Annotated in this window: 24 protein-coding genes; 14 read left to right on the top strand and 10 right to left on the bottom strand. The window is 71.8% G+C overall.

Features of this window, described 5'->3' with window-relative positions; all coding sequences use genetic code 11:
- Positions 1 to 95: 95 nt before the first annotated feature.
- Positions 96 to 668, top strand: coding sequence for a GNAT family N-acetyltransferase (locus tag ABTY62_RS05245; RefSeq protein ID WP_352128013.1), 573 nt, complete (start codon positions 96 to 98; stop codon positions 666 to 668).
- Between the two features lie 10 nt (positions 669 to 678).
- Here ABTY62_RS05245 and ABTY62_RS05240 read toward each other — a convergent pair whose 3' ends face one another.
- The gene (locus tag ABTY62_RS05240; protein ID WP_352128012.1) at positions 679 to 1,800 is read right to left on the bottom strand and encodes a MerR family transcriptional regulator; all 1,122 of its coding nucleotides are present in this window, start codon (positions 1,798 to 1,800) and stop codon (positions 679 to 681) included.
- A 121-nt stretch (positions 1,801 to 1,921) separates the two neighbouring features.
- Here ABTY62_RS05240 and ABTY62_RS05235 point away from each other — a divergent pair, with 121 nt between their 5' ends.
- Positions 1,922 to 2,320 (top strand): VOC family protein, encoded by a 399-nt coding sequence (locus ABTY62_RS05235; RefSeq protein ID WP_352128011.1) that lies wholly within the window; start codon positions 1,922 to 1,924, stop codon positions 2,318 to 2,320.
- Here the strand turns inward: ABTY62_RS05235 and ABTY62_RS05230 are convergent.
- Complete coding sequence (locus ABTY62_RS05230) at positions 2,304 to 2,726, bottom strand: GvpL/GvpF family gas vesicle protein (protein WP_352128010.1); 423 nt, start codon at positions 2,724 to 2,726, stop codon at positions 2,304 to 2,306. The two genes, ABTY62_RS05235 and ABTY62_RS05230, sit on opposite strands and share 17 nt — an antisense overlap.
- A gap of 147 nt (positions 2,727 to 2,873) precedes the next feature.
- The gene (locus ABTY62_RS05225; protein WP_352128009.1) at positions 2,874 to 3,641 is read right to left on the bottom strand and encodes a FadR/GntR family transcriptional regulator; all 768 of its coding nucleotides are present in this window, start codon (positions 3,639 to 3,641) and stop codon (positions 2,874 to 2,876) included.
- Between the two features lie 227 nt (positions 3,642 to 3,868).
- Here ABTY62_RS05225 and ABTY62_RS05220 point away from each other — a divergent pair, with 227 nt between their 5' ends.
- Genes ABTY62_RS05220 through ABTY62_RS05195 form a run of 6 tightly spaced genes read left to right on the top strand, consistent with a single transcriptional unit; the run spans position 3,869 to position 10,105 of the window.
- Positions 3,869 to 5,260 (top strand): MFS transporter, encoded by a 1,392-nt coding sequence (locus ABTY62_RS05220; RefSeq protein ID WP_352128008.1) that lies wholly within the window; start codon positions 3,869 to 3,871, stop codon positions 5,258 to 5,260.
- Between the two features lie 60 nt (positions 5,261 to 5,320).
- On the top strand, positions 5,321 to 7,069 hold the full coding sequence (locus ABTY62_RS05215) for a dihydroxyacetone kinase family protein (protein WP_352128007.1): 1,749 nt from the start codon (positions 5,321 to 5,323) through the stop codon (positions 7,067 to 7,069).
- Between the two features lie 22 nt (positions 7,070 to 7,091).
- The gene (locus tag ABTY62_RS05210) at positions 7,092 to 7,607 is read left to right on the top strand and encodes a ribose-5-phosphate isomerase (RefSeq protein ID WP_352128006.1); all 516 of its coding nucleotides are present in this window, start codon (positions 7,092 to 7,094) and stop codon (positions 7,605 to 7,607) included.
- On the top strand, positions 7,607 to 8,404 hold the full coding sequence (locus tag ABTY62_RS05205; protein ID WP_352128005.1) for a triose-phosphate isomerase family protein: 798 nt from the start codon (positions 7,607 to 7,609) through the stop codon (positions 8,402 to 8,404). The genes ABTY62_RS05210 and ABTY62_RS05205 overlap by 1 nt, the downstream gene beginning before the upstream one ends.
- A 1-nt stretch (position 8,405) precedes the next feature.
- On the top strand, positions 8,406 to 9,233 hold the full coding sequence (locus tag ABTY62_RS05200; protein ID WP_352128004.1) for a sugar phosphate isomerase/epimerase family protein: 828 nt from the start codon (positions 8,406 to 8,408) through the stop codon (positions 9,231 to 9,233).
- On the top strand, positions 9,230 to 10,105 hold the full coding sequence (locus tag ABTY62_RS05195) for a phosphogluconate dehydrogenase C-terminal domain-containing protein (RefSeq protein ID WP_352128003.1): 876 nt from the start codon (positions 9,230 to 9,232) through the stop codon (positions 10,103 to 10,105). The genes ABTY62_RS05200 and ABTY62_RS05195 overlap by 4 nt, the downstream gene beginning before the upstream one ends.
- Before the next feature lie 198 nt (positions 10,106 to 10,303).
- Here ABTY62_RS05195 and ABTY62_RS05190 read toward each other — a convergent pair whose 3' ends face one another.
- Positions 10,304 to 10,504 (bottom strand): DUF397 domain-containing protein, encoded by a 201-nt coding sequence (locus ABTY62_RS05190; RefSeq protein ID WP_352128002.1) that lies wholly within the window; start codon positions 10,502 to 10,504, stop codon positions 10,304 to 10,306.
- A gap of 13 nt (positions 10,505 to 10,517) precedes the next feature.
- Positions 10,518 to 11,372 (bottom strand): helix-turn-helix domain-containing protein, encoded by an 855-nt coding sequence (locus ABTY62_RS05185; protein ID WP_352128001.1) that lies wholly within the window; start codon positions 11,370 to 11,372, stop codon positions 10,518 to 10,520.
- 187 nt (positions 11,373 to 11,559) lie between these two features.
- Here ABTY62_RS05185 and ABTY62_RS05180 point away from each other — a divergent pair, with 187 nt between their 5' ends.
- Together ABTY62_RS05180 and ABTY62_RS05175 are read left to right on the top strand one after the other, a co-directional pair.
- Complete coding sequence (locus tag ABTY62_RS05180; RefSeq protein ID WP_352128000.1) at positions 11,560 to 11,892, top strand: hypothetical protein; 333 nt, start codon at positions 11,560 to 11,562, stop codon at positions 11,890 to 11,892.
- A gap of 110 nt (positions 11,893 to 12,002) precedes the next feature.
- Positions 12,003 to 12,257, top strand: coding sequence for a hypothetical protein (locus tag ABTY62_RS05175; RefSeq protein ID WP_352127998.1), 255 nt, complete (start codon positions 12,003 to 12,005; stop codon positions 12,255 to 12,257).
- On the opposite strand, the gene ABTY62_RS05170 is transcribed toward ABTY62_RS05175, so the two are convergent.
- Positions 12,241 to 12,585 carry a methyltransferase domain-containing protein gene (locus ABTY62_RS05170; protein WP_352127997.1) on the bottom strand — a complete coding sequence of 115 codons (345 nt, stop codon included), beginning with the start codon at positions 12,583 to 12,585 and terminating at the stop codon, positions 12,241 to 12,243. The two genes, ABTY62_RS05175 and ABTY62_RS05170, sit on opposite strands and share 17 nt — an antisense overlap.
- Positions 12,586 to 12,611: 26 nt before the next feature.
- Here ABTY62_RS05170 and ABTY62_RS05165 point away from each other — a divergent pair, with 26 nt between their 5' ends.
- Positions 12,612 to 13,127, top strand: coding sequence for a hypothetical protein (locus ABTY62_RS05165; RefSeq protein ID WP_352127996.1), 516 nt, complete (start codon positions 12,612 to 12,614; stop codon positions 13,125 to 13,127).
- A gap of 226 nt (positions 13,128 to 13,353) precedes the next feature.
- Here the strand turns inward: ABTY62_RS05165 and ABTY62_RS05160 are convergent, their stop codons facing one another.
- Together ABTY62_RS05160 and ABTY62_RS05155 are read right to left on the bottom strand one after the other, a co-directional pair.
- A complete protein-coding gene (locus ABTY62_RS05160; RefSeq protein ID WP_352127995.1) occupies positions 13,354 to 13,605 on the bottom strand; it encodes a type II toxin-antitoxin system RelE family toxin in 252 nt (83 codons plus the stop codon).
- Complete coding sequence (locus tag ABTY62_RS05155) at positions 13,602 to 13,856, bottom strand: type II toxin-antitoxin system Phd/YefM family antitoxin (RefSeq protein ID WP_352127993.1); 255 nt, start codon at positions 13,854 to 13,856, stop codon at positions 13,602 to 13,604. The genes ABTY62_RS05160 and ABTY62_RS05155 overlap by 4 nt, the downstream gene beginning before the upstream one ends.
- A 305-nt stretch (positions 13,857 to 14,161) precedes the next feature.
- Here ABTY62_RS05155 and mfd point away from each other — a divergent pair, with 305 nt between their 5' ends.
- Positions 14,162 to 17,701, top strand: coding sequence for a transcription-repair coupling factor (gene mfd / locus ABTY62_RS05150; RefSeq protein ID WP_352127992.1), 3,540 nt, complete (start codon positions 14,162 to 14,164; stop codon positions 17,699 to 17,701).
- Positions 17,702 to 17,794: 93 nt separating this feature from the next.
- Here the strand turns inward: mfd and ABTY62_RS05145 are convergent, their stop codons facing one another.
- A complete protein-coding gene (locus ABTY62_RS05145) occupies positions 17,795 to 19,141 on the bottom strand; it encodes a nucleotidyl transferase AbiEii/AbiGii toxin family protein (RefSeq protein ID WP_352127991.1) in 1,347 nt (448 codons plus the stop codon).
- Positions 19,138 to 19,827, bottom strand: a complete 690-nt coding sequence (locus ABTY62_RS05140; protein ID WP_352127990.1) for a hypothetical protein — start codon at positions 19,825 to 19,827, stop codon at positions 19,138 to 19,140. Before ABTY62_RS05140 ends, ABTY62_RS05145 begins: the two co-directional genes overlap by 4 nt.
- A 42-nt stretch (positions 19,828 to 19,869) precedes the next feature.
- On the opposite strand from ABTY62_RS05140, the gene ABTY62_RS05135 reads away from it, so the two are divergent.
- Together ABTY62_RS05135 and ABTY62_RS05130 are read left to right on the top strand one after the other, a co-directional pair.
- Positions 19,870 to 20,382 (top strand): hypothetical protein, encoded by a 513-nt coding sequence (locus ABTY62_RS05135; RefSeq protein WP_352127989.1) that lies wholly within the window; start codon positions 19,870 to 19,872, stop codon positions 20,380 to 20,382.
- A gap of 79 nt (positions 20,383 to 20,461) precedes the next feature.
- The gene (locus ABTY62_RS05130; RefSeq protein ID WP_352127988.1) at positions 20,462 to 21,376 is read left to right on the top strand and encodes an LLM class flavin-dependent oxidoreductase; all 915 of its coding nucleotides are present in this window, start codon (positions 20,462 to 20,464) and stop codon (positions 21,374 to 21,376) included.
- Positions 21,377 to 21,476: the final 100 nt, after the last annotated feature.

Below are 21,476 nucleotides of genomic sequence, written 5' to 3'. Positions count from 1 at the left end.
AGGGGCAGAGGGCCGGCCCGGCGCACTCCCAGCGAGCGCGCCGGGCCGAACGTCACGCCCACAGACACATGACACCGAACGGGGGGAGAGACGAGATGGGGACGGACGCACAGCGCGTGATCTGCTGGCGGGGCCGGAATGTCCGCTTCACATATCTGGAGGAGCGCGACGCGGAGCTGATCCACCGATGGCAGTCCGATCCGTTGATCGCCCATGAGGCCGGCTTCCTGCCGAGGGCCCTGTCCGCGTGCCGGGAGCGGATCGAAAGGGACATCGACAACCAGTCCCGGGACGACTTCCTGGTGCTGCTGGAGGACGGCACGCCCATCGGCCATATCGCCCTCACCGAGCAGGAATACGTCGACGGCTGGGGGGAGGTCTGCCTGGTGCTGGACCCGGCCTGGCGCGGTCAGGGGTACGGCACCGACGCCGTCGACGCACTGGTCGACTTCGCCCTCGGTGAGCTGCCGCTCTACCGCGTGGAGGCGTTCACACACCTCACCAACGCCGCCGCCCTCGGCGCACTCGCCAAGTCGGGCTTCGTCCAGGAGGGGGTGCGGCGCGGTGCGTGCATGCACCGGGGGAGCCGTCACGACCTCGCGGCGCTGTCCCTGCTCAGGCCCGAGTGGGAGGCCCTGACCCGGCCCCGGGCCTGGGACCACGGCTGAGGGCGGGGCGTCAGCCGGCGGCGGGGGTGGTGCGCACCGGCATGACCAGGGTGGTGAAGCTCCCCTGATCGGCGGAGCGGACGACGACGGGCTGCGCCGCGGACGCGATCTCCAGCAGCACATCGGGCCCGACGCTCGCGTCGAGCGCCGGGAGCAGCACGGCGGGGTCGAAGGCGATCCGCGGCGGCGGCCCCGTACAGATGGCGCGCAGCGCGGTCGTGTCCGGCCCCTCGGGCTCCTCCGACGAGATCAGGAGGATGTCCTCGGCGGTGGTGAGGGTGACCGCCTGGTGGCCGGCGTCCAAGCGGTCCGCTACGGCCCGCCGCAGCGCGGCGCGGTCGGCGAGCACCCGGTGCCGGGCGGCCCCGAGGCCGTCCAGCACCATCCGGTAGGCGGGGAACACCTCGTCGGAGCCCGGCAGTTCCCGGTGCTCGCCGCCGCCCCGTAGCCGGGTGAGCCGCCCCTCGACCTCGACGGTGACCTCGGGCAGGCGCCGGGCCCAGGCGGCCACCTCCGTCAACTCCTCGATGTCCCAGAGCAGTTCGCACGGCTCGCCCGCGCTCGACAGCGGCCGGAGCGCTCGTACGGCCAGCCGGTAGCGGTCCGTGGCCACCAGCCGGAGCTCCTCGCCGTCGAGCTCGACCAGGACGCGGCCGAGCACCGGGAACTCCTCCCGGGCTGCTCCCGAGGCCACCGCCGAGCCCACCTGCCGCACCGCGCCCGCCAGTTCGGCGCCGCCGACGCGGACCTCCGCGCGGCGCGTGCCCCCCGGCAGCTCGCGCAGGATCTCCTCGATCGCCGCGCGGGCCGCCGCGGCCGTCTCCCGGGTCCGGCCCAGATGCGCCCGCAGCACCTCGCGGGCCTCGTCATGCGGCCCGTCCAGCACGGCCGCCGCGTCGACCAGCGGCAGCTCGGCCTCCCGCAGCCGGCGCAGCAGCGCGGCGCGCGGCCGCTGGTCCGCGGCGTAGTAGCGGTAGCCGGTCGCCGCGTCCACGCGGGCGGGGCGCAGCACCGCGCAGTCGTCGTAGAACCGCAGCGCGCTCGGCGCCAGCCCCACCTGCCGGGCGAACGCTCCGATGCTCAGCAGGGCCTCGGTGCCGTCGGCGCTCCCGGTGGCGTCGTTGTCGTCCATGGGCGCGATTGTCGGGGTTCATCCGGCTTGAAGGTCAAGAAAACTCCTCGCGCGGGAGGCGATGAGTTTCGCCGGGCCCGGCGGTCCTACCAGCAGAACCGATTCCCCCAGGGAGAGCAGCATGACCGAGAGCAGCAAGGGCACCAAGGGCACCCGCATCACCGAGCTGGGCAGGGTGGCCGTCCCGGTCGCCGACCAGGACCGGGCGCTGGACTTCTACGTCGGCACGCTCGGCTTCGAGAAGCGCGCGGACATCCCCATGGGCGAAGCCCTCCGCTGGATCGAGGTGGCGCCGACCGGCGGCGCGGCCGCGATCTCGCTGATCCTGCCGATGGAGGGGCAGTCGCCCGGCGTCGAGACGGGGATCATTCTGGTCAGCGAGGACATCGACGCCGACCACGCCGCCCTGCGGGACCGCGGCGTCGATGTGGACGCGGAGGTCAAGCGGTGGGGCGACCCCGTGCCGCCCATGTTCGGATTCCGCGACCCGGACGGCAACAAGTTCATGATCGTGCAGTGAGCGTCCGGCTCGCGCGGCCCAGGGCGGCGAGGAAGGACTCCTCCTTCTCGCGCAGGGCCGCGCGGACCCGTCCGTCCCCGAGATAGAGGGTCGCGAAGGGGAGCGGCACGGTCGGTGTCACGGCCGACGCGGCCATGATCACCTCATGGTGGGCGCGGGCGCAGCGCCCCAGTTCATCGCGGTCGGTGAGCCGCCGCCGCAGCGCGTCCTCCGTGAAGTCGGCGGCGGACACGTCCTGGACGACGGCGGTGAGCGGGCCCGCGGCGAGGGTGCGGACGGGGGCCGCCGTGTCGAGCCCCGGGAGCCCGGCCAGGGCCGCCGGGTCGCAGTGCCGGCAGACGGCGAAGGCGTAGGTCACCGTGGGGAGCTGACGGGGCGCCGGCTCGTCGGGCTGCTCGGGTGCCATGCGTCCGTCCTCTCCTCGCGGCGGAGGGCGCCCAGCACAAGCTCATCCGCGTAGGCACCCGCCCATACGTGCATCAGTCTGGGCGTACGGGGCGCCCGGCCGCGCCTTGGGATGGGCCAATCCGGTGGTCCCGCACCGGCCTGCCGCCTACGAGGCGGGGCCGCCGTCCGCGTCCCCGCTCTCCTCCGCGCTCAGCGAGGACCACAGCCGCTCGCTCGCGCAGTGCATGTGCTCCGCCATGGCCCGCTCCGCCGCCTGCGGGTCGCGCTCGCGGATGGCCTGGAGGATCGCGCCGTGCTCCTTCAGCGTCCCGGCCACCGTGCCCTCGATGTCGCCCGCGCGCTCCATCCACACCTGAAGCAGCGAGCGGATGCTGTGGAGGATGTCGCTGAGGACGGTGTTGCGGGCGATGGAGGCGGTCTCCAGATGGAAGGCGATGTCGGCGTCGATGAACGCCGTGACGTCGCCGCCCGCCTCCCGCATCCGCTCCAGGTGTGCCTCGAGCCGTTCGACGTCCGCTTCCTCCGCGCGCTCGGCCGCCAGCCGGGCGGACATCGCCTCCATGAAGGTGCGCACCTCGACCAGGTCATGGGTGCGGCGCTGGCCGAGCATCAGGCCCCAGTTGATGGCCCGGGGCAGGAATTCCGAGGTCCCGGCGCGCACGTAGGAGCCGGAGCCGGGGCGGATCTCGATGATGCCGAGCACATCGAGTGCCGAGAGCGCACCCCGCACACTGGAACGGGCGACGTTGAGTGCCTCCGCCAGCTGGCGCTCGGCGGGCAGCCGGGTGCCGGGCTTCAGGTGGCCCTCGGAGAGGTGGTCCAGCAGCCGCTTGGCCACTTCGCTCACTGATGACTCCCGGACGACCGGGCGCAGCAGCGCGGTGAAGTTCGGCTGGTCGGGCTCGGCGCTCACGTGGCGTTTCCCCTCATGGACTCGGGTCCTCGGACATGGCTGCCCTAGTACATCACCAGGGCGGACGGCCCGGGGCGGCAGTGTTGCCGTAGGTGCTGGAGGTCCGCCCGTCAAGGGTTTCAAAAGCGACACACATCACTTTGGTTAATTGGTGACCAATTTTCGGAACGTGACCTAGCGTGTAGCCACCCCGCAGGACAAAGCCGTCCGCTCAGTCAGGAGCCGCCATGGGCACTGTCGCCCCAACCCCCGTCATCAGGGACGTCGAGAGATCGGCCGTGAAGAAGGTCTCGCGGCGTCTCGTCCCCTTCGTCGCCCTGATGTTCTTCGTGAACTTCCTGGACCGGACCGCGGTCTCCTTCGCCGAGCCCAACGGCATGGGTGACGCCCTCGGCCTCTCGGCGGCTCAGTTCGGACTCGCCTCCGGCATCTTCTTCATCGGCTACATCCTGCTGGAAGTGCCCAGCAACATGGCCCTGCACCGGTTCGGCGCCCGCCGCTGGCTGGCCCGGATCATGGTCACCTGGGGGATCGTCTCCCTGCTGTTCACCTGGGTGCAGAGCACCGGGCAGCTGTACGGGCTGCGCTTTCTGCTCGGCGTCGCCGAGGCGGGCTTCTTCCCCGGGGCGATCCTCTACCTCAGCCAGTGGGTCCCGGCCCGCCACCGCACCAAGATCCTCGCGCTGTTCTACCTGGCCCAGCCGCTGACCACGGTGATCGGCGCCCCGCTGGCCGGGCTGCTGATCAACCAGCACGGGGTGCTCGGCCTGGACGGCTGGCGCTTCATGTTCCTCGGCGTATCCATCCCCGCGATCCTGCTCGGCGTCATCGCCTGGTTCTACCTGATCGACCGGCCGGCCGACGCGAAGTGGCTGACCCGGGAGGAGAAGGACTGGCTCACGGCCGAGCTGGCGCGCGAGAACGGCACGAAGACGGGCGGCGCGAAGGAAGCCTCCGGGAACGGTGGGCATGGCGGGCGCGGCGCGCTCAAGGCCGCGTTCACCAACGGCCGGGTCTGGGTCCTCGCCCTTGTCTACTTCGGCTTCATCTACGGCCTCTACGCCCTGGCGTTCTTCCTCCCCACGATCATCAGCGGCTTCGAGGACCAGTACGGCACCCACTTCTCCGTGCTGGACAAGGGCCTGATCACCGCCATCCCGTACCTCCCGGCCGCCATCGCCCTCTTCTTCTGGTCCCGGCACGCCACCCGGCACGGCGTCCGCGCCTGGCATGTCGCGGGACCGGCGGCGCTCGGCGGGATCAGCATCCCGCTCGCCCTCTACATGGGGTCACCGAGCGCGACCATCGCGGTCATCACCGTCACCGCGTGCTCGATCTTCGCCGCGCTGCCCACCTTCTGGTCGCTGCCGTCCCAGTTCCTCACCGGAGCCGCCGCGGCCGCCGGCATCGCCCTGATCAACACCATGGGCAACGTCGCGGGCTTCGCCGCCAGCTACATCACCGGCTGGCTGAAGGACTTCAGCGGCTCCTACTACCTCCCGCTCTTCGTGGTCGGCGGCTTCATGCTCCTGTCGTCCGCCCTGATGCTCTGGCTCTCCACCCGGCCCCTCCCACAGGCCGCGGACGCCGAACAGGAGCTGATCGCGACCGGGCACTGACCCACCGCCCGTCAGCCCTCCCGTCACCACCCCTCACCCGCGGCCCGGAGGCCGCCCGCCATGACTCGACTGTTCAACACCCCCGCCGCCTTCGCGGACGAGGCCCTGGAGGGCTTCGTCGCCGCCCACCGCAGATGGGTGCGGCGCGTCCCCGGCGGTGTCGTCCGCGCCACCCCCACGGCCCCGGGCCAGGTGGCGGTCGTCATCGGCGGCGGCTCCGGCCACTACCCCGCCTTCTCCGGCCTGGTCGGCCGGGGCCTGGCACACGGCGCGGCGGTCGGCAACGTCTTCGCCTCGCCCTCCGCCCAGCAGGTCCACCAGATCGCCAAGGCCGCGCACAGCGGCGGCGGGGTGCTGCTGACCTTCGGCAATTACGCCGGTGACGTGCTGCACTTCGGCCAGGCCGAGGAGCGGCTGAACACCGAGGGCATCGACTGCCGGACAGTCGTCGTCACCGACGACATCTCCAGCGCCGCCCCCGAGGAGTCCGCCAAGCGCCGCGGCGTCGCCGGGGACCTCGCGGTGTTCAAGACCGCCGCCGCGGCGGCCGAGGCGGGCCTGCCCCTGGACGAGGTGGTACGCCTCGCCCGGCTGGCCAATGCCCGCACCCGCTCGTTCGGCGTCGCCTTCTCCGGCTGCACCCTGCCCGGCGCCGAAGCCCCGCTGTTCACCGTCCCCGAGGGCCGGATGGCGGTGGGCCTGGGCATCCACGGCGAGCCCGGCCTGTCCGAGGCGGCGGTCCCCACCGCCGACGAGGCGGCCGAGCTGCTGGTCTCCACGCTGCTGGCCGAGCTGCCGCAGGGCGTGGAGACCCCGCGAGGGCAGCGCGCGGGCGTGATCCTCAACGGCCTCGGCTCGGTCAAGTACGAAGAGCTGTTCGTGGTCTACCGCAGGGTCGCCCGGCTCCTCGACGAGGCGGGCGTGGAGGCCGTCGACCCGGAGGTCGGCGAGCTCGTCACCAGCTTCGACATGGCGGGCGTCTCCCTCACCCTCTTCTGGCTGGACGACGAGCTGGAGCCGCTGTGGACGGCCCCGGCCGACGCCCCCGCGTACCGCAAGGGGGCGCTCGGCCCGGCCGCGGACGTCAGCTCCGAGGGCTCCGAGGGCTTTGCGGAACAGCCCGAGCAGATCACCGTCCCCGAGGCGAGCGAGGAGTCGCGGGCGGCGGCCCGTACGGCGCTGGACGCGCTCGCCGCGGTCGTACGGACCATCGACGAGCACGCCGACGAGCTCGGCCGCATCGACGCGGTCGCGGGCGACGGCGACCACGGCATCGGCATGCGGCGTGGCTCCGAGGCCGCGTACGAGGCCGGGCGCCGCGCCCAGGGCCTCGGCGCGGGCGCCGGCACCCTGCTGTGCCACGCCGCCGACGCCTGGGCCGACCGGGCCGGCGGCACCTCCGGCGCGCTGTGGGGCGTCATCCTGCGCCAGGTCGGCACCGCCCTCGGCGACACCGACCGGCCCGACGCGGCCGCCGTCAGCAGGGGCGTGACCGCCGCGGCCGACGGCGTCATGCGGCTCGGCAAGGCCGAGGTCGGCGACAAGACGATGGTCGACGGCCTGGTCCCGCTGGCCGGCGCGCTCGGCGAGGCGGTGACTGTGTCCGAGGGGCAGCCCCTGGCCGCCGCCTGGGACGCCGCGGCCACCGCCGCCGAGGCCGCCGCCAAGGCCACCGCCGAACTCCTCCCGCGCCTGGGCCGCGCCCGCCCGCACGCGGAGAAGTCCCTGGGCACCCCGGACGCCGGTGCGGTGTCCCTGGCCCTGATCGCCCGCGCCGTGCACGGCGTACTCGCTGCGAAGAACGATTGAGATGAAAGCTGAGATGGCTCAGATGAACGAGAAGCTCCGCATCGTCGTCGGCTCCGACGACGCCGGTTACGACTACAAGGAGGTCCTGAAGGCGGACCTGGAGGCCAGCGAGCTGGTCGAGTCCGTCCAGGACGTGGGCGTGGACGCCGACGGCCACACCGCGTACCCCAAGGTCGCCATCGCCGCGGCCGAGCTGGTCGCGGCGGGCAAGGCGGACCGCGCGCTGCTGGTGTGCGGCACGGGCCTGGGCGTGGCCATCGCCGCCAACAAGGTCAAGGGCATCCGGGCGGTCACCGCCCACGACAGCTTCTCCGTCGAGCGCGCCATCCTCAGCAACAACGCCCAGGTCCTCACCTTCGGCCAGCGCGTGGTCGGCCTGGAGCTGGCCCGCCGCCTGGTGCGCGAGTGGCTCACCTACCGCTTCGACGCCTCCTCGGCGTCGGCCGCCAAGGTCGAGCTGATGTGCGCGTACGAGGAAGGCTCGGCCGAAGAGAACACGGCTGAAGACAAGACGGCCGAAGAGAGCACGGCCGCCTGATGCCCCGACCCGCCTCCGTCACCATCGGCGTGAGCCTCAAGATGTACTTCGGCCACCACGAGACGCTCAACTGGTGCCGCCGCGTCGCGGACATCGCCGACCGCCACCCGGCCGTCACCGGCGGCCTGGCCGAGGTCTTCGTCCTCCCCTCCTTCCCCACCCTCGTCCCGGCCGGCGGCCTGCTGGCCGGCACCGGGGTGCGGCTCGGCGCCCAGGACCTGTGCGCCCAGGACACCGGGGCGTACACCGGCGAGGTCAGCGGCGCCCAGCTCAAGGAGATCGGCTGCGGCTACGCCGAGGTGGGGCACGCCGAGCGGCGCCGCCTCTTCCACGAGGACGAGGCGGTCGTGGCCGCGAAGACCGCCGCCGCGCTGCGCAACGGGCTCACACCCGTGCTGTGCGTCGGCGAGCCCGAGCGCACCGACGCCGAGCAGGCCGCCGCCCGCTGCGTCGCCGAGGTCGAATCCGCCCTGGCCGACGCCGAGCGGGCGGGGGCGCTGGGCCCGCTGATCGTGGCGTACGAGCCCCAGTGGGCCATCGGCGCGCCCGAGCCCGCCTCGCCCGAGCACATCCGCGCGGTGTGCGCGGCGCTGTCCGCGTGGCTCGACGGGCGGGAGCCGCTGGCCGGCAGCCGCGTCGTGTACGGCGGCAGCGCGGGCCCGGGGCTCCTCACCCGGCTCGGCCGGGAGGTCGGCGGGCTCTTCCTGGGCCGCTTCGCGCACGACCCGGCGGCGTTCGAACAGATCCTGGACGAGGCGCTGGCCCTGCACGGGACGCCTGTGGCGGGGGGTGTGTGAGATGGCCCTCGGCCTGAGCACGTACGCGTTCTTCTGGCAGATCTCCGGCAAGGCGCCCAAGCGCCTGACCCTGCCGGACCTGCTGCACCGCACCCGGGAGCTGGGCGTCGGGGTCTTCCAGATCTGCGACTACCCGCTGATCGAGACGTTCGACGACGCCGAGCTGGCGGACCTCCGCGCCCTCGCGGAGGAACTCGGCATCCAGCTGGAACTCGGCACGCGCGGGGTCCGCCCGTCGCATCTGCTGAAGTACCTGGACCTGGCGGACAAGCTGGGCGCGACCTTCGTCCGCTCCATGCTCAACACCAACGACCACCGGCCGACCGTGGACGAGGCCGTCGCCCTGTTGCACGAGGCGCTGCCCGCGTACGCCGAGCGCGGCGTGACGGTGGGCCTCGAGACCTACGAGCAGGTCTCCACGGACGACCTGCTGGCCGTCGTCACCGGAGTCGACAGCCCGCACCTCGGCGTCTGCCTGGACCCCGGCAACAGCGTGGCCCGCCTGGAGCGGCCCGCCGACGTCATCGACCGCACCGCCCCGTACGTGGTCAACATCCACGTCAAGGACTTCTCCTTCACCCGCCGCGACGGGTGGGTCGGCTTCACCTTCGCCGGCTGCCCCCTGGGCGAGGGCCTGCTCGACTACGGCCACATGGTCGGAGCGGTCCGCCCCGAGGAGCGGGGCGTCAACCAGATCGTGGAGCACTGGCTCCCGTGGCAGGGCGGTTTCGAGGAGACCGCCCGACTCGAAGACGCGTGGACCAAGCACAGCGTCACCACCTTGAACACCCTGATGCACCGTGATGCCCTGATGAGGAGCGCCTCATGACCACCCCCACCGCCCACGAGCCCAAGACCGTCGCCGTCGTCGGCGCCGCCGGAAAGATGGGCCTGCGCGTCTCGGCGAACCTCGAGAAGAGCGACTTCCGCGTTCTGTTCAGCGAGAACTCCCCCAAGGGCCAGGAGATCCTGGCCGAGCTCGGCCGCGAGGTCGTCGACTCCGCCAAGGCCGCGGCCGAGGCGGACGTCGTCATCCTCGCCGTCCCCGACCGCGTCCTCGGCGCGGTGTCCGAGGCGCTGGTGCCGGTGATGAAGCCCGGTTCGGTCGTCCTCACCCTCGACCCGGCCGCCGCCTACGCCGGCCTGCTCGCCCGCCGCGACGACGTCTCCAACGCCTGCGCGCACCCCTGTCACCCCTCGGTCTTCCTGGAGCGCACCACCAAGGAGGAGTGGGCCGACACCTTCGGCGGCATCGCCGCGCCCCAGGAGGTCGTCGCCGCGTTCGAGTCCGACGACGAGGCGGCCCGCGAGCTGACCGAGACCGTCATCCGCACCATGTACGCGCCCGTTGTGGACGTCCACTGGGTCACCGTCAAGCAGCTGGCCGTGCTGGAGCCGACCCTCGTCGAGACCATCGCCTGCATGGTCGGCGCGCTCCTGACCGAGGCCCTCCACGAGACCGTCCACACGGTCGGCGTCCCGGAGTCCGCCGCCCGCGCGATGCTCCTGGGCCACACCCAGGTCGCCCTCGCCAACACCCTCAAGGGCGACAACCCGTTCTCGGACGCGTGCCTGATCGCGATGGACTACGGGCGTGAGTCGATCGTGCGCGACGACTGGAAGAAGGTCTTCCAGGACGACGAGCTCGACAAGGTCATCACGCGGATGCTGAAGATCAAGGAGATCCGCCGCGCGGCGTGAGCCCGGGTGGGGGGCGCCGGGGTGCTGGGGTGCCGGGCCGCCGTGAGGCGGCTCGGCCGCCGTGGGGCGTGGCGGCCCAGCGCCGCGGGGCGGCATTCGGCCCGGCCGTCCTCCCCGCCGTCTCGCGCCTCCGGCGCACTGCGGCAACTACGGGGGAGGGGGCGGGGGCGGGCGGCCGGGCCCGGCGCGCCCGCTCGTTCAGTCCGTGGTGAGCCGGTCGAGGGCGCCGGCCTTGACGGCGCGTATGAAGACGCCGAATGTGGCGGGGCTGGCGGCGAGTGTGGCGTTAGGCCCATCGCTCTCCTGCATTTTGACCCTACCGTCACTGTCGAGGGCGACGTAGACGCAGTTGCCTGCGTTGCCGCTGTAAGACGACTTCCGCCAGTTGTAGGTGGACACAGACGTTCCTTCGCTAGATGCCGTGTGCGATGCGGCGAATCATGTCGCGCGACTTCGTCGGCTTCAACGCGAGGGCTTCCAGCCGGTCCAGCGTGCTCCGGTACCTGGTGAGTTGAGGCTGCGTGTCCAGGAACTCGGAGCCGTGGTCGGTATCGAGCTGCACCGTGTCCAGGTGCGGCACCTCTCCACAGAGGTAGATGATCCCCTGGCCGGAGTTGGGGAAGGCACCCGCGCCGAAGGGGATCACCCGCACGGTGATGTGTTCCCGCTCGCTCATCGCGAGCAGGTATTCGAGCTGTTCGCGGGCCACGCTCGGACCGCCGAATTCCATGCGGAGCGCGGCCTCGTGGATGGTTGCGATCAGCGGTGTCGGCTGCTCCCCATGAAGCACCGCCTGTCGTTTGACCCGGTGGGAGACCCGGTGCTCAACCTCGTGCGGTGCGAGGGGCGGCTCGACCGCGCTGACGATCGCGTGGGCATGCGCCCTGCTCTGGAGCACCCCTGGCATGTGGATGACGGATGCCACCCGCATGGCCCGGGCGTGGTGCTCCAACTCGGCCATGTCGAGCATGCTCGGCGGGAGGATGTCGCGGTATTCGTCCCACCAGCCCCGCGTGCGGCCGCCGGTCATGTCCGCGAGCGCTTCGATCAGCGCCTGATCGGCACATCCGTACGCCCGCGCCGTGGCACGTACCCGGTCGGCGCTGACCGCGTAGCCCCCGGACTCGATGCTGCTGACCCGCGACTGCGACGAACCCAGCAGCGCGGCCGCCTGTGTGGCGTTGAGGTCTGCCTGTTCCCGTAGCCGACGCAGTTCGGCTCCCAGCCGACGTTGCCGAATGGTCGGCGGAAGCTTGATCCGGGCCATCGTGCTTTCCCTCCCGCTCACGCGTGGTGCCGTTCACCCACACGAGGGATGTTATGACGTATCCCATCAGTTGAGTTCACTGGATCATAGCTCGCGGCTATGGTGTAACTCACACGCAGGGGCGCGGCATTACCTCGCTGGCCGCGCGCCGCTCTGCCCAACTCCTCCTCTGTGACGGGAGACTTCCATGGCCACCGTAGCCCCCCAAGACCCCAGCTCAGCGCCGTTCGAATTCGATCAGGAAGTCTGCGAGCTCGTGCTCGACACCGCGCCCCGCATGTTCGCCGTGATGCAGGAATACGACCTGGAAACGGAAGACCCGGACGCCCAGGTCGCCGCCTGGGGCATGGCGCACGAGGATGGCAGGGTGCACGTGATCAGCGTGAGTGGCGCGGTGACCATGTCCCTCGGATCACCGGAGCGCGCGGTGTGGCACTACGGGCGCCGCAAGGGGGTCTCCGCGCGGCTGGTGTGGCTCGCACCGGGCGCGGGTGCGTTCACGCGGGTCGAGGCCGCGTGACGGTGTCGAACGGATCTGTCGGCTCCTGGCGCGGAAGTGCCGCGTCAGAGGCTCAGTTGGCGGAGCTGCGGGCCGAACTCGCGCGAGTCGCGCCCTCCCGGATGGCGGAGATGACGTCCGAGCAGGATGCGATCTTCGCGATGGCCGCCGAGTCCAACAGCTTCGCGCCGATCGCGATGTTCCAGCTCAAGTGGGCCACCGTGATCGAGATCCAGCGTTCCCCCGGCGTGGCCCGGCGCCTGCGTGCCGCCGAGGACGCCGCCCAGTCGCTCGACAAGGACCACCCGAAGTGGCGCGCGGTCATGGGCGAGATCTGCAAGATCATGCAGGCCGCGCGTGCTGAGGCGATCAGTGGGCGACCCTGACCCCCGAGGTGATGAAGAACGTCACGGCGTAGGTGAAGCGGCCCGCGCTGACCGCTCGATCGAACTGGGCGACGAACCTGTCCGCGTCAGCCGCGTCGAGGTATCCGCGAGTGGCGGCGGTGTGGGCCCAACTCCGGAGTCCCATGACGTTGTCGACGGCCCTCGGGTCCCGGACGACAAGGGTCCGCGCCTCCACGGCGCTGTCTTCCAGCGCGCGAGTGGCGAGCATGCCGGCGTGGCGATGGGCCGGCGTGCCATTGCGAAGGTTGGCCTCGGCGCGGAAGCGCAGCACCTGGGCGGCGAGGTCCTGATCCGCCCGACGGGGCACACCGCGCGTTGTTAGTCTGCGTGGCCGTGACGAGAATCAATAGCGGGGGCGCTGCCGACGAGTTGTACGCCCGTATCCAGACGGCCGCCGAGGGCACGCCGTATCGGATGTGCCGGACGGAGCGGGGATTCGACCTGACCGTGGACGTCGACGTCCCGCAGTGGCAGGAGCTGCTGACCCGTCGCCGGGTCAGACAGGTGTACACGTACCGCGTCGCACTGCGCCCGCAGGAGAAGATCTACACGCTGACGGATGTCGTCCGCACCGTCGAGTACGAGGCGGGCTTGGGCGGAGTGCGGCTGGGCGCGGCGGTTTTCGTCGGCCGGAGTCTGTCCCGGAGTTCGTACCGCTCCTTGGACGGCTCCGAGGAGTACACCTTCTCGTCCGCCGAGGGGCACGGCCTGATCCGGGGCGCGGCCGGGGATCTGGGCTGGCGGGAAGCCCAACCGGCCAGTGTGAAGATCGCGGCGGGCTTCGCGGTCCTCGGTGGGCTCGGGGCTATTGCCGCGCTGATCGCTGTCGCGATCATCAAGTGGCTCTGAGTCACCGTGTCTGGCGAGCCGCCGAGGCCGGCTTCTCCGCGTGGGAGGCGGTGCAGTACTGGGTGGGAGGGCCGGAGGATCCGGGGGCGGGGCGTGGCCGCTGACGCCGGGGGCGGATGCTGTTGGATTCGCAGGCTGTCCATCACCTCGCAAGCCAACCCGCCGAAAAGTAGCAGCCGTACCCGTGCGGCACGGCTGACCCTTCGGCTGGGTGTTCGCGTGCGGGTCAGGCGATGCGACCGAGATTCATGATCACGATCGTCACGGTCGAGTCCGTGATTTCGTAGATGATTCGGTAGAAGCCGACATGTAAACGGCGGAGGTCGGGGGATCCGTATGCGGCGGCCCCGGGCGGGCGCGGTTCTTCGGCAAGAAGATCGACGGAGGCAAAGACCTGCCGCAGCCCGTCCGGGTCGTCCTTGAGGAAACGGGCTGCGGTGTTCAGCGCCTGTTCCCGCCAGATGATCTGATAGCTCAATCCTGCTCCAGCCCCAGTCGCCTGCGGGCTTCTTCATGGGGGATCCCGACGAAGGTGCCGTTTGCCTGGCTGGCTCGGTATTCGGCCAAGGCCAGTGCGTCCTCCAGATCCGCAAGTTCCTGGGGGTTTATCAGCACGGCCGCAGGCTGGCCGTGATCCGTGATGGTGATGCGCTCGCGGGAGTGGGAGGCGCGGCGGACAAGTGACCCGAACCGGGCCCGGGCCTCCGTCATGGGCAGTACATCAGACATGTGCAGAACTGTACACTACTGTGCACGTCACTGTGCGTGGTTGGATGTTGCTCCCCTGGCCCGTGATCGATGCCGTGTCCACGAGGGCCGGATGTGGTGCGTCGGCATGGCGCCGTAGTGCCGCAAGAGTGACCCGACGCGTCCGTGCATGTGCGGACAGTCCGCGGGTGTGGTAGGGGTGGCGCCCGGGCCGTCGCCGGACCCGGCGGACGTTGTCGGCGGGGGGCCGTACTCTGGAAGACCCCCGGCCCGTGAGACGTGTCGGGCCATTCGCGTTGTTCGCCTCCGGGATGGAATAGCCCCTTATGAGCCTTACCGGTCTGCTCGACGCCGTCGTACGGGACCCCGCGCTCGCCGAGGCGGTCGAGGCCGCCGCCAACGGCGGGCGGCACCATGTCGACCTGGTCGGCCCGCCCGCCGCCCGACCCTTCGCCGTCGCCGCGCTGGCGCGCTCCGCCGGGCGGCCGGTGCTGGCGGTGACGGCCACGGGGCGGGAAGCCGAGGATCTGGCGGCGGCGCTGCGGTCGCTGCTGCCGCCTGACGCGGTGGTGGAGTACCCGTCGTGGGAGACGCTGCCGCACGAGCGGCTGTCGCCGCGGTCCGACACGGTCGGCCGGCGACTGGCGGTGCTCCGGCGGCTGGCGCACCCGAGCCAGGACGACCCGGCGACGGGCCCCGTGTCGGTGGTGGTCGCGCCGGTGCGGTCCGTGTTGCAGCCGCAGGTCAAGGGTCTTGGGGACCTGGAGCCTGTGAGCCTGCGGTCGGGGCAGAGCGCCGATCTGGGGGAGATCACAGAAGGGCTGGCGGCCGCCGCGTACTCGCGGGTGGAGCTGGTCGAGAAGCGCGGCGAGTTCGCGGTGCGCGGCGGGATCCTGGACGTCTTCCCGCCGACCGAGGAGCATCCGCTCCGGATCGAGTTCTGGGGCGACGACGTCGAGGAGATCCGCTACTTCAAGGTCGCCGACCAGAGATCCCTGGAGGTCGCCGAGCACGGGCTGTGGGCCCCGCCCTGCCGTGAGCTGCTGCTGACCGCGGAGGTGCGGGAGCGGGCCGCGGCGCTCGCCGAGGACCACCCGGAGCTGGGCGAGCTGCTGGGCAAGATCGCCGAGGGGATCGCGGTCGAGGGCATGGAGTCGCTCGCGCCCGTGCTCGTGGACGACATGGAGCTGCTGCTGGACGTGCTGCCGGCGGGCAGCATGGCCGTGGTCTGCGACCCGGAGCGGGTGCGGACCAGGGCGGCGGATCTGGTGGCGACGAGCCAGGAGTTCCTCCAGGCGTCCTGGGCGGCCACCGCCGGTGGCGGCGAGGCGCCGATCGACGTGGGCGCCGCCTCGCTGTGGAGCATCGCCGACGTCCGCGACCGGGCCCGCGAGCTGGGCATGATGTGGTGGTCGGTGAGCCCCTTCGCGGCCACCGACGAGGACATCGAGGAAGACACCCTCAAGCTGGGCATGCGCGCCCCCGAGAGCTACCGGGGCGACACCGCCCGCGCGCTCGCCGACACCAAGGGGTGGCTGGCCGACGGCTGGCACACGGTGTATGTGACCGAGGCCCACGGCCCGGCCTCCCGCACCGTCGAGGTGCTGGGCGGCGAGGGGATCGCGGCGCGGCTGGACGGCGACCTCGCCGCGATCAAGCCGTCCGTGGTGCATGTGGCCTGCGGCTCGATCGAGTACGGCTTCATCGACCCCGCGCTCAAGCTGGCCGTGCTGACCGAGACCGATCTGTCCGGGCAGAAGGCGGCCGGCAAGGACGGGGCCCGGATGCCGGCCCGGCGCCGCAAGACCATCGACCCGCTGACCCTCCAGGCGGGCGACTTCATCGTCCATGAGCAGCACGGCGTCGGCCGCTACATCGAGATGGTGCAGCGCACCGTCCAGGGCGCCACCCGCGAGTACCTGGTCGTCGAGTACGCGCCCGCCAAGCGCGGCCAGCCCGGCGACCGGCTGTTCGTGCCGACGGACCAGCTGGAGCAGATCACCAAGTACGTGGGCGGCGAGGCCCCGAGCCTGCACCGCCTGGGCGGCGCCGACTGGACCAAGACCAAGGCGCGCGCGAAGAAGGCGGTGAAGGAGATCGCGGCCGATCTGATCAAGCTCTACTCGGCCCGCATGGCCGCGCCCGGCCACGCCTTCGGCGCCGACACCCCCTGGCAGCGCGAGCTGGAGGACGCCTTCCCGTACGCGGAGACCCCGGACCAGCTGACCACCATCGGCGAGGTCAAGGAGGACATGGAGAAGTCGGTCCCGATGGACCGGCTGATCTGCGGCGACGTCGGCTACGGCAAGACCGAGATCGCGGTGCGGGCGGCCTTCAAGGCGGTGCAGGACGGCAAGCAGGTGGCCGTGCTGGTGCCGACCACGCTGCTGGTGCAGCAGCACTTCGGCACCTTCAGTGAGCGGTACGGGCAGTTCCCGGTCGTCGTCAAGGCGCTGTCCCGGTTCCAGACCGACACCGAGGCGAAGGCGGTCCTGGAGGGCCTGCGGGACGGCTCGGTCGACATCGTCATCGGCACCCACCGCCTCTTCTCCGCCGAGACCAAGTTCAAGGACCTGGGCCTGGTCATCGTGGACGAGGAGCAGCGCTTCGGCGTCGAGCACAAGGAGCAGCTGAAGAAGCTCCGGGCCAATGTGGACGTGCTGACGATGTCCGCCACCCCCATCCCGCGCACCCTGGAGATGGCGGTCACCGGCATCCGCGAGATGTCCACGATCACCACTCCGCCGGAGGAGCGCCACCCGGTGCTCACCTTCGTCGGCCCGTACGAGCAGAAGCAGATCGGCGCGGCCATCCGGCGCGAGCTGCTGCGCGAGGGCCAGGTCTTCTACATCCACAACCGCGTCGAGTCCATCGACCGGGCGGCGGCGCGGCTGCGCGAGATCGTCCCCGAGGCGCGGATCGCCACCGCCCACGGCCAGATGGCGGAGACCGTGCTGGAGCAGGTCGTCGTCGACTTCTGGGAGAAGAAGTTCGACGTACTCGTCTCGACGACGATCGTCGAGTCCGGGATCGACATCTCCAACGCCAACACGCTGATCGTCGAGCGCGGCGACAACTTCGGCCTCTCCCAGCTGCACCAGCTGCGCGGCCGCGTCGGGCGCGGGCGCGAGCGCGGATACGCGTACTTCCTCTACCCGCCCGAGAAGCCCCTGACCGAGACCGCCCACGAGCGGCTGGCCACCATCGCCCAGCACACCGAGATGGGCGCGGGCATGTATGTGGCGATGAAGGACCTGGAGATCCGCGGCGCGGGCAATCTGCTCGGCGGTGAGCAGTCCGGCCATATCGCGGGCGTCGGCTTCGACCTGTACGTGCGCATGGTGGGCGAGGCCGTCGCCGACTACCGCGCCTCGCTGGAGGCGGGCGGCGGGGAGCCGGAGGAGGCCCCGCTCGAGGTCAAGATCGAGCTGCCGGTCGACGCGCATGTCCCGCACGACTACGCGCCGGGCGAGCGGCTGCGGCTCCAGGCGTACCGGGCCATCGCCTCGGCGTCGAACGAGGAGGACATCCGCCACGTCCGCGAGGAGCTGACCGACCGCTACGGCAAGCTGCCGGAGCCGGTGGAGAACCTCCTGCTGGCCGCGGGGCTGCGGCTGCTGGCGCGGGCCTGCGGGGTCGGCGACATCACGCTCCAGGGCTCCAACATCCGCTTCGGTCCGGTCGAGCTGCGCGAGTCGCAGGAGCTGCGGCTGGGGCGGCTCTATCCGCGGTCGGTGATCAAATCCGCGACCAGGCAGGTGCTGGTGCCCCGGCCGGCGACGGCCAGGATCGGCGGGAAGCCGCTGGTGGGGCGGGATCTGCTGGCGTGGACGGGGGAGTTCCTGACCACGATCCTGGGGGCGTAGGCGCAAGGCCTTGAGTCTGTGGTGGACATGAGACGGGGACACGCCGTGGTGTCGGCGTGTCCCGTGTCTCGTACTCACCGCGAAGTCACGAACTCACCGCTCTCCCGTGAGCTTCCGTGACGCCTCGACGGGGTCGCCGAGGTACTCCCGCAGGTCGTTCGCCTTGCGGCTGAACGACCGGAACGCGTAGACGGTCTCGGCCGCGTCCACGATCTCGCAGTCGGCGCGGCCGAGCAGCTCGCGGGTGATCACGATGGCGTTCTCCGCGTGCACATACCGGTCGAGCAGGTGCTCCTGGACCGCGTCCATGCCGGAGTCCGCCAGCATCTGCCCGCAGTCCCGGGTCCACTGGGCCAGCCAGGCCGCCCGCTCCAGGTATGCGGCGGACTCACCGCTGCCGTCGTCGAGGGCGGCGAAGGCGGGGGCGAGGGCCTTGAGGAGGCGGGCGCGGTACTCGCCGTGGCGGTCCTTGAGGTGCGGATGGTCCTTCGAGAACTCGAACCAGTTCGCCTCGATCTTCCCGATCTGCTCCAGGAGCACCGGATTCCGCTCGTAGTGGCCGTTCTCGACGCCCTGGAACACCTGGCGCAGCAGCTCGAAGGGCAGCTCGGTGGATTCGGCCAGCAGGACCGCGTCGTACAGGTCCGTGCCCTCCGGGTGCATGTCCGACTCCAGCCACAGGATCTTCCAGGCGAGGGAGAGTTCGGGCGTCGCCGCGTGGAGCCGGATCGGGGGCTCGGTGCCGGTGCGGCGGGGGATCGAGGTGACGGCGGAGGGCGCGGGCAGCCGCTCGTTGAAGACGAAGTCGAGCTGGACCGTGCCCGGCGGCACCCCGTCCGCCCCGGACGTCCATGGGATGACCAGACGGCGGCCGGGAACGCGGTCGTACGTCCAGATCTCGTCGCCGACCGCGCCCCGGGAGTCGATGCGGACCGGCCCGCCCGCGCGCCGGGAGCCGAGGTCGGCGGCGCGCGCGATGCCGTCAAGCATCCGGTCCGTACGCTCGTCCGCCAGCTCCCAGGAGTCGGGGACCACGACGAAGTCCAGGTCACCGGGTTCGCGCGCCGCCTCGCCGTACCAGGCCTTGAGCAGCACGCTGCCGCGCAGCACCAGATGCTCGGCCCACGGCGACTCCGCGACGGCGGCGAGGACCAGATCGGTGGCGCGGCGGCGGGCGGCGTACCAGCGGCGGCCGGCCTCCGCGTCCTCGAACTGCGGCTCGCCGGGCCGCATCGCCCGGGCGTGGTGGGCCATCGAGGGGTCGAACACCGGGCGCTGGAGCACGCCTTCGCCGAGGACGGGCCGCAGCGACTTCGGCAGACGCATCTGCTCGGCGGTCGCCTCGGTCAGCTCCTCCTGGGGAACGGTGCCGTCCTGCGGCCATGGGCCCCAGCCGAACGCCGTCCACGATGACTCCGATGCCGACGCTGCCTCTGTCATCTCGCTGCCTCCTCCTCGGGTATCCAGCCCGCGTCCAGGCCCTCGTCGCTGTCATACACGACGAATTCCCGTTCCATCGACACGATTTCGCGGCCGTCCGCGCGCAGGGCGGCGGCCAGCGCCTCCAGTCGGCGGCCCGCCGTGTCGCGGCCGACCAGGCGGCACCGCTGGGTGACGAACCGCTCGGCGCGCCCGTCGTTCCGTATCCGGCGGGCGTTGCGGGAGAGATGGGCGGCGTGGGCGCCGACGAGCGGCAGCAGCCCGGCCGTGTCGTCGGCAGTGTCGTCGGCAGTGTCTTCGGCCGCGTCCAGGAGCAGCTTGATGTGGTGTTCGAAGTAGTAGCGCGGGCCGAGGGCCCGGCCGCCCTCGTCGGACACCGGCACCCCCTCGGCCCACGGCGTCGCCTCGACCTTCGTCCGTACGACCGTGAAGCCCGCGCCGGCCAGCCCGGCCGCGGCGTCATCGGCGGCGGAACGGGCGGCGGTCAGCGTGCCGTCGGCGCGCAGCGTCAGCATCGGCTGGGAGGGCACCCGGCCCCGGTCGAGGACGATATGGGCGAACTTCCAGGCGCGGTCGGCCGCGTACCGCTCCAGCGCGCGGTACGGAACGGGGGAGTCCGGGTCCGCCGTCCCCGTGACGGGGCGGACCGTCAGATGGATCTCGAACTCGCCGGTGACTGTGAACACACCCGAGATGTTCTCAGCGGTGTCTCGGCTAGGGTCGGCGGAGTGACCGCCGTCATAGCAGCGATGCTCACCGCCGTCGTCGGCGTCCTGGGCACGCTCTTCGCCCCGCTGCTGCAACAACGGATGACGGCGCGGCAGCGCGCCGAAGAGGCGCGCGTGGAGGACCGGCGGCGCCACCTCGAGGAGCGCCGGGCCGCGTACACGGCCATGAACCGCGCCTCCCGGCAGTTCCACACCCTCCTCAAGGACGCCCTGCACCGGATCAGGGACGGCGTCTACACGGACGAGGACCGCGGCGGGCTTGAGGAGGCCAGGCGCGAGTACCGGGACTGCTACGCCCAGGCGCAGATGATCGTGCCCGAGCGGGTCCTGGAGGCGTCCCGCGACCTCAACACCGTGCTCGCCGGGGTCGACGCCATGGCCAAGCGGATCGACCGGGGCCTGGCGCGCGAGGGGGAGACCGCGGCCGCGGCGCTGACCGAGCTCAAGGAGGCCGAGCCGAAGCTCTCGGCGATGCGGCGCGTGATGCGCGAGGACCTGGGCATCACGGACTGAGCCGCCGCGCCCGCGCCCCGCCGCGCCACCGGCCCGTGATCCTCTTCTCCCGCCCTGGCGCGGCGCCTACATTGGCCGGATGACCAATGACCCGATGATCAACGAGGCTTCGCCGCGCCCCCGCGTCGGCGTGATGTTCGACCGGGGCCGCAAGCCGGAGGAACTGCCCGCGTTCGCGCGGGCGGTGGAGGAGTACGGGGCGGACGACCTGTGGGTCGTCGAGGACCTGGGCTGGACCGGGTCGATCGGCTCGGCGACGCTCGCGCTGGCGGCGACCGAGCGGCTGCGCGTCGGGATCGGGATCCTCCCGGCCCCGCTGCGCAACCCGGCGCTGCTGGCCATGGAACTGGCCAACCTGGCCCGGGTGTTCCCCGGCCGGTTCATCGCGGGCGTCGGGCACGGCGTGCCGGAGTGGATGGCGCAGGTCGGCGCCGCGTCCCCGACCCCGCTCGCCCTGCTCGAAGAGACGATCACGGTGGTGCGCACCCTGCTGCGCGGTGAGACGGCCACGTTCGACGGCCGGACCGTCCACATCGACGGCGTACGGCTGGTCCACCCGCCCGCCGAGCCCCCGCGCATCGTCTCGGGCGTCGTACGCCCGCGCTCCCTGGAGCTGTCCGGCCGCGCCGCCGACGGCACGGTCATGGCCGAGGGCCAGGGGCCGGCCGCGATCGCCGCCGCGCTCGGCCATATCGCGAAGGGGCGCGCCGCCGCGGGCGCCGACCGGCCGCACGAACTGATCGTCTTCACCCATCTGTGTGTGGCCGACGACCCCGAGCACGTGGCGACGGCCTCCGCGCCCGTACGCGACGAGTACTCCGAATGGCTCGGTATCCCGCGCGAGGAGGTGTTCCTCGCGGCGGGCGACGCCGCCACCGCGGCCGAGCGGGTTTGGGCCCTGTGGGACGCGGGCGCGGAGACGGTCGTGCTGCGCCCGGTGGGGGAGGACGCGCTGCCCCAGGTGCGCGCGGCGCTGGCCGCGTTGGAGCGCTGACCGCCGCTGACGGACCGTCTCCGATTGCGCACGCTCCGGACACCGACTTAGCGTAAATGTAACAAATAGGGCATACGGGGCGTGTCGCCCCGGTGTCCTT

The sequence above is a fragment of the Streptomyces sp. NPDC097640 genome, from assembly GCF_040302705.1.
Classification (GTDB): domain Bacteria; phylum Actinomycetota; class Actinomycetes; order Streptomycetales; family Streptomycetaceae; genus Streptomyces.
This window is presented reverse-complemented; position numbering and strand designations above follow the sequence as displayed.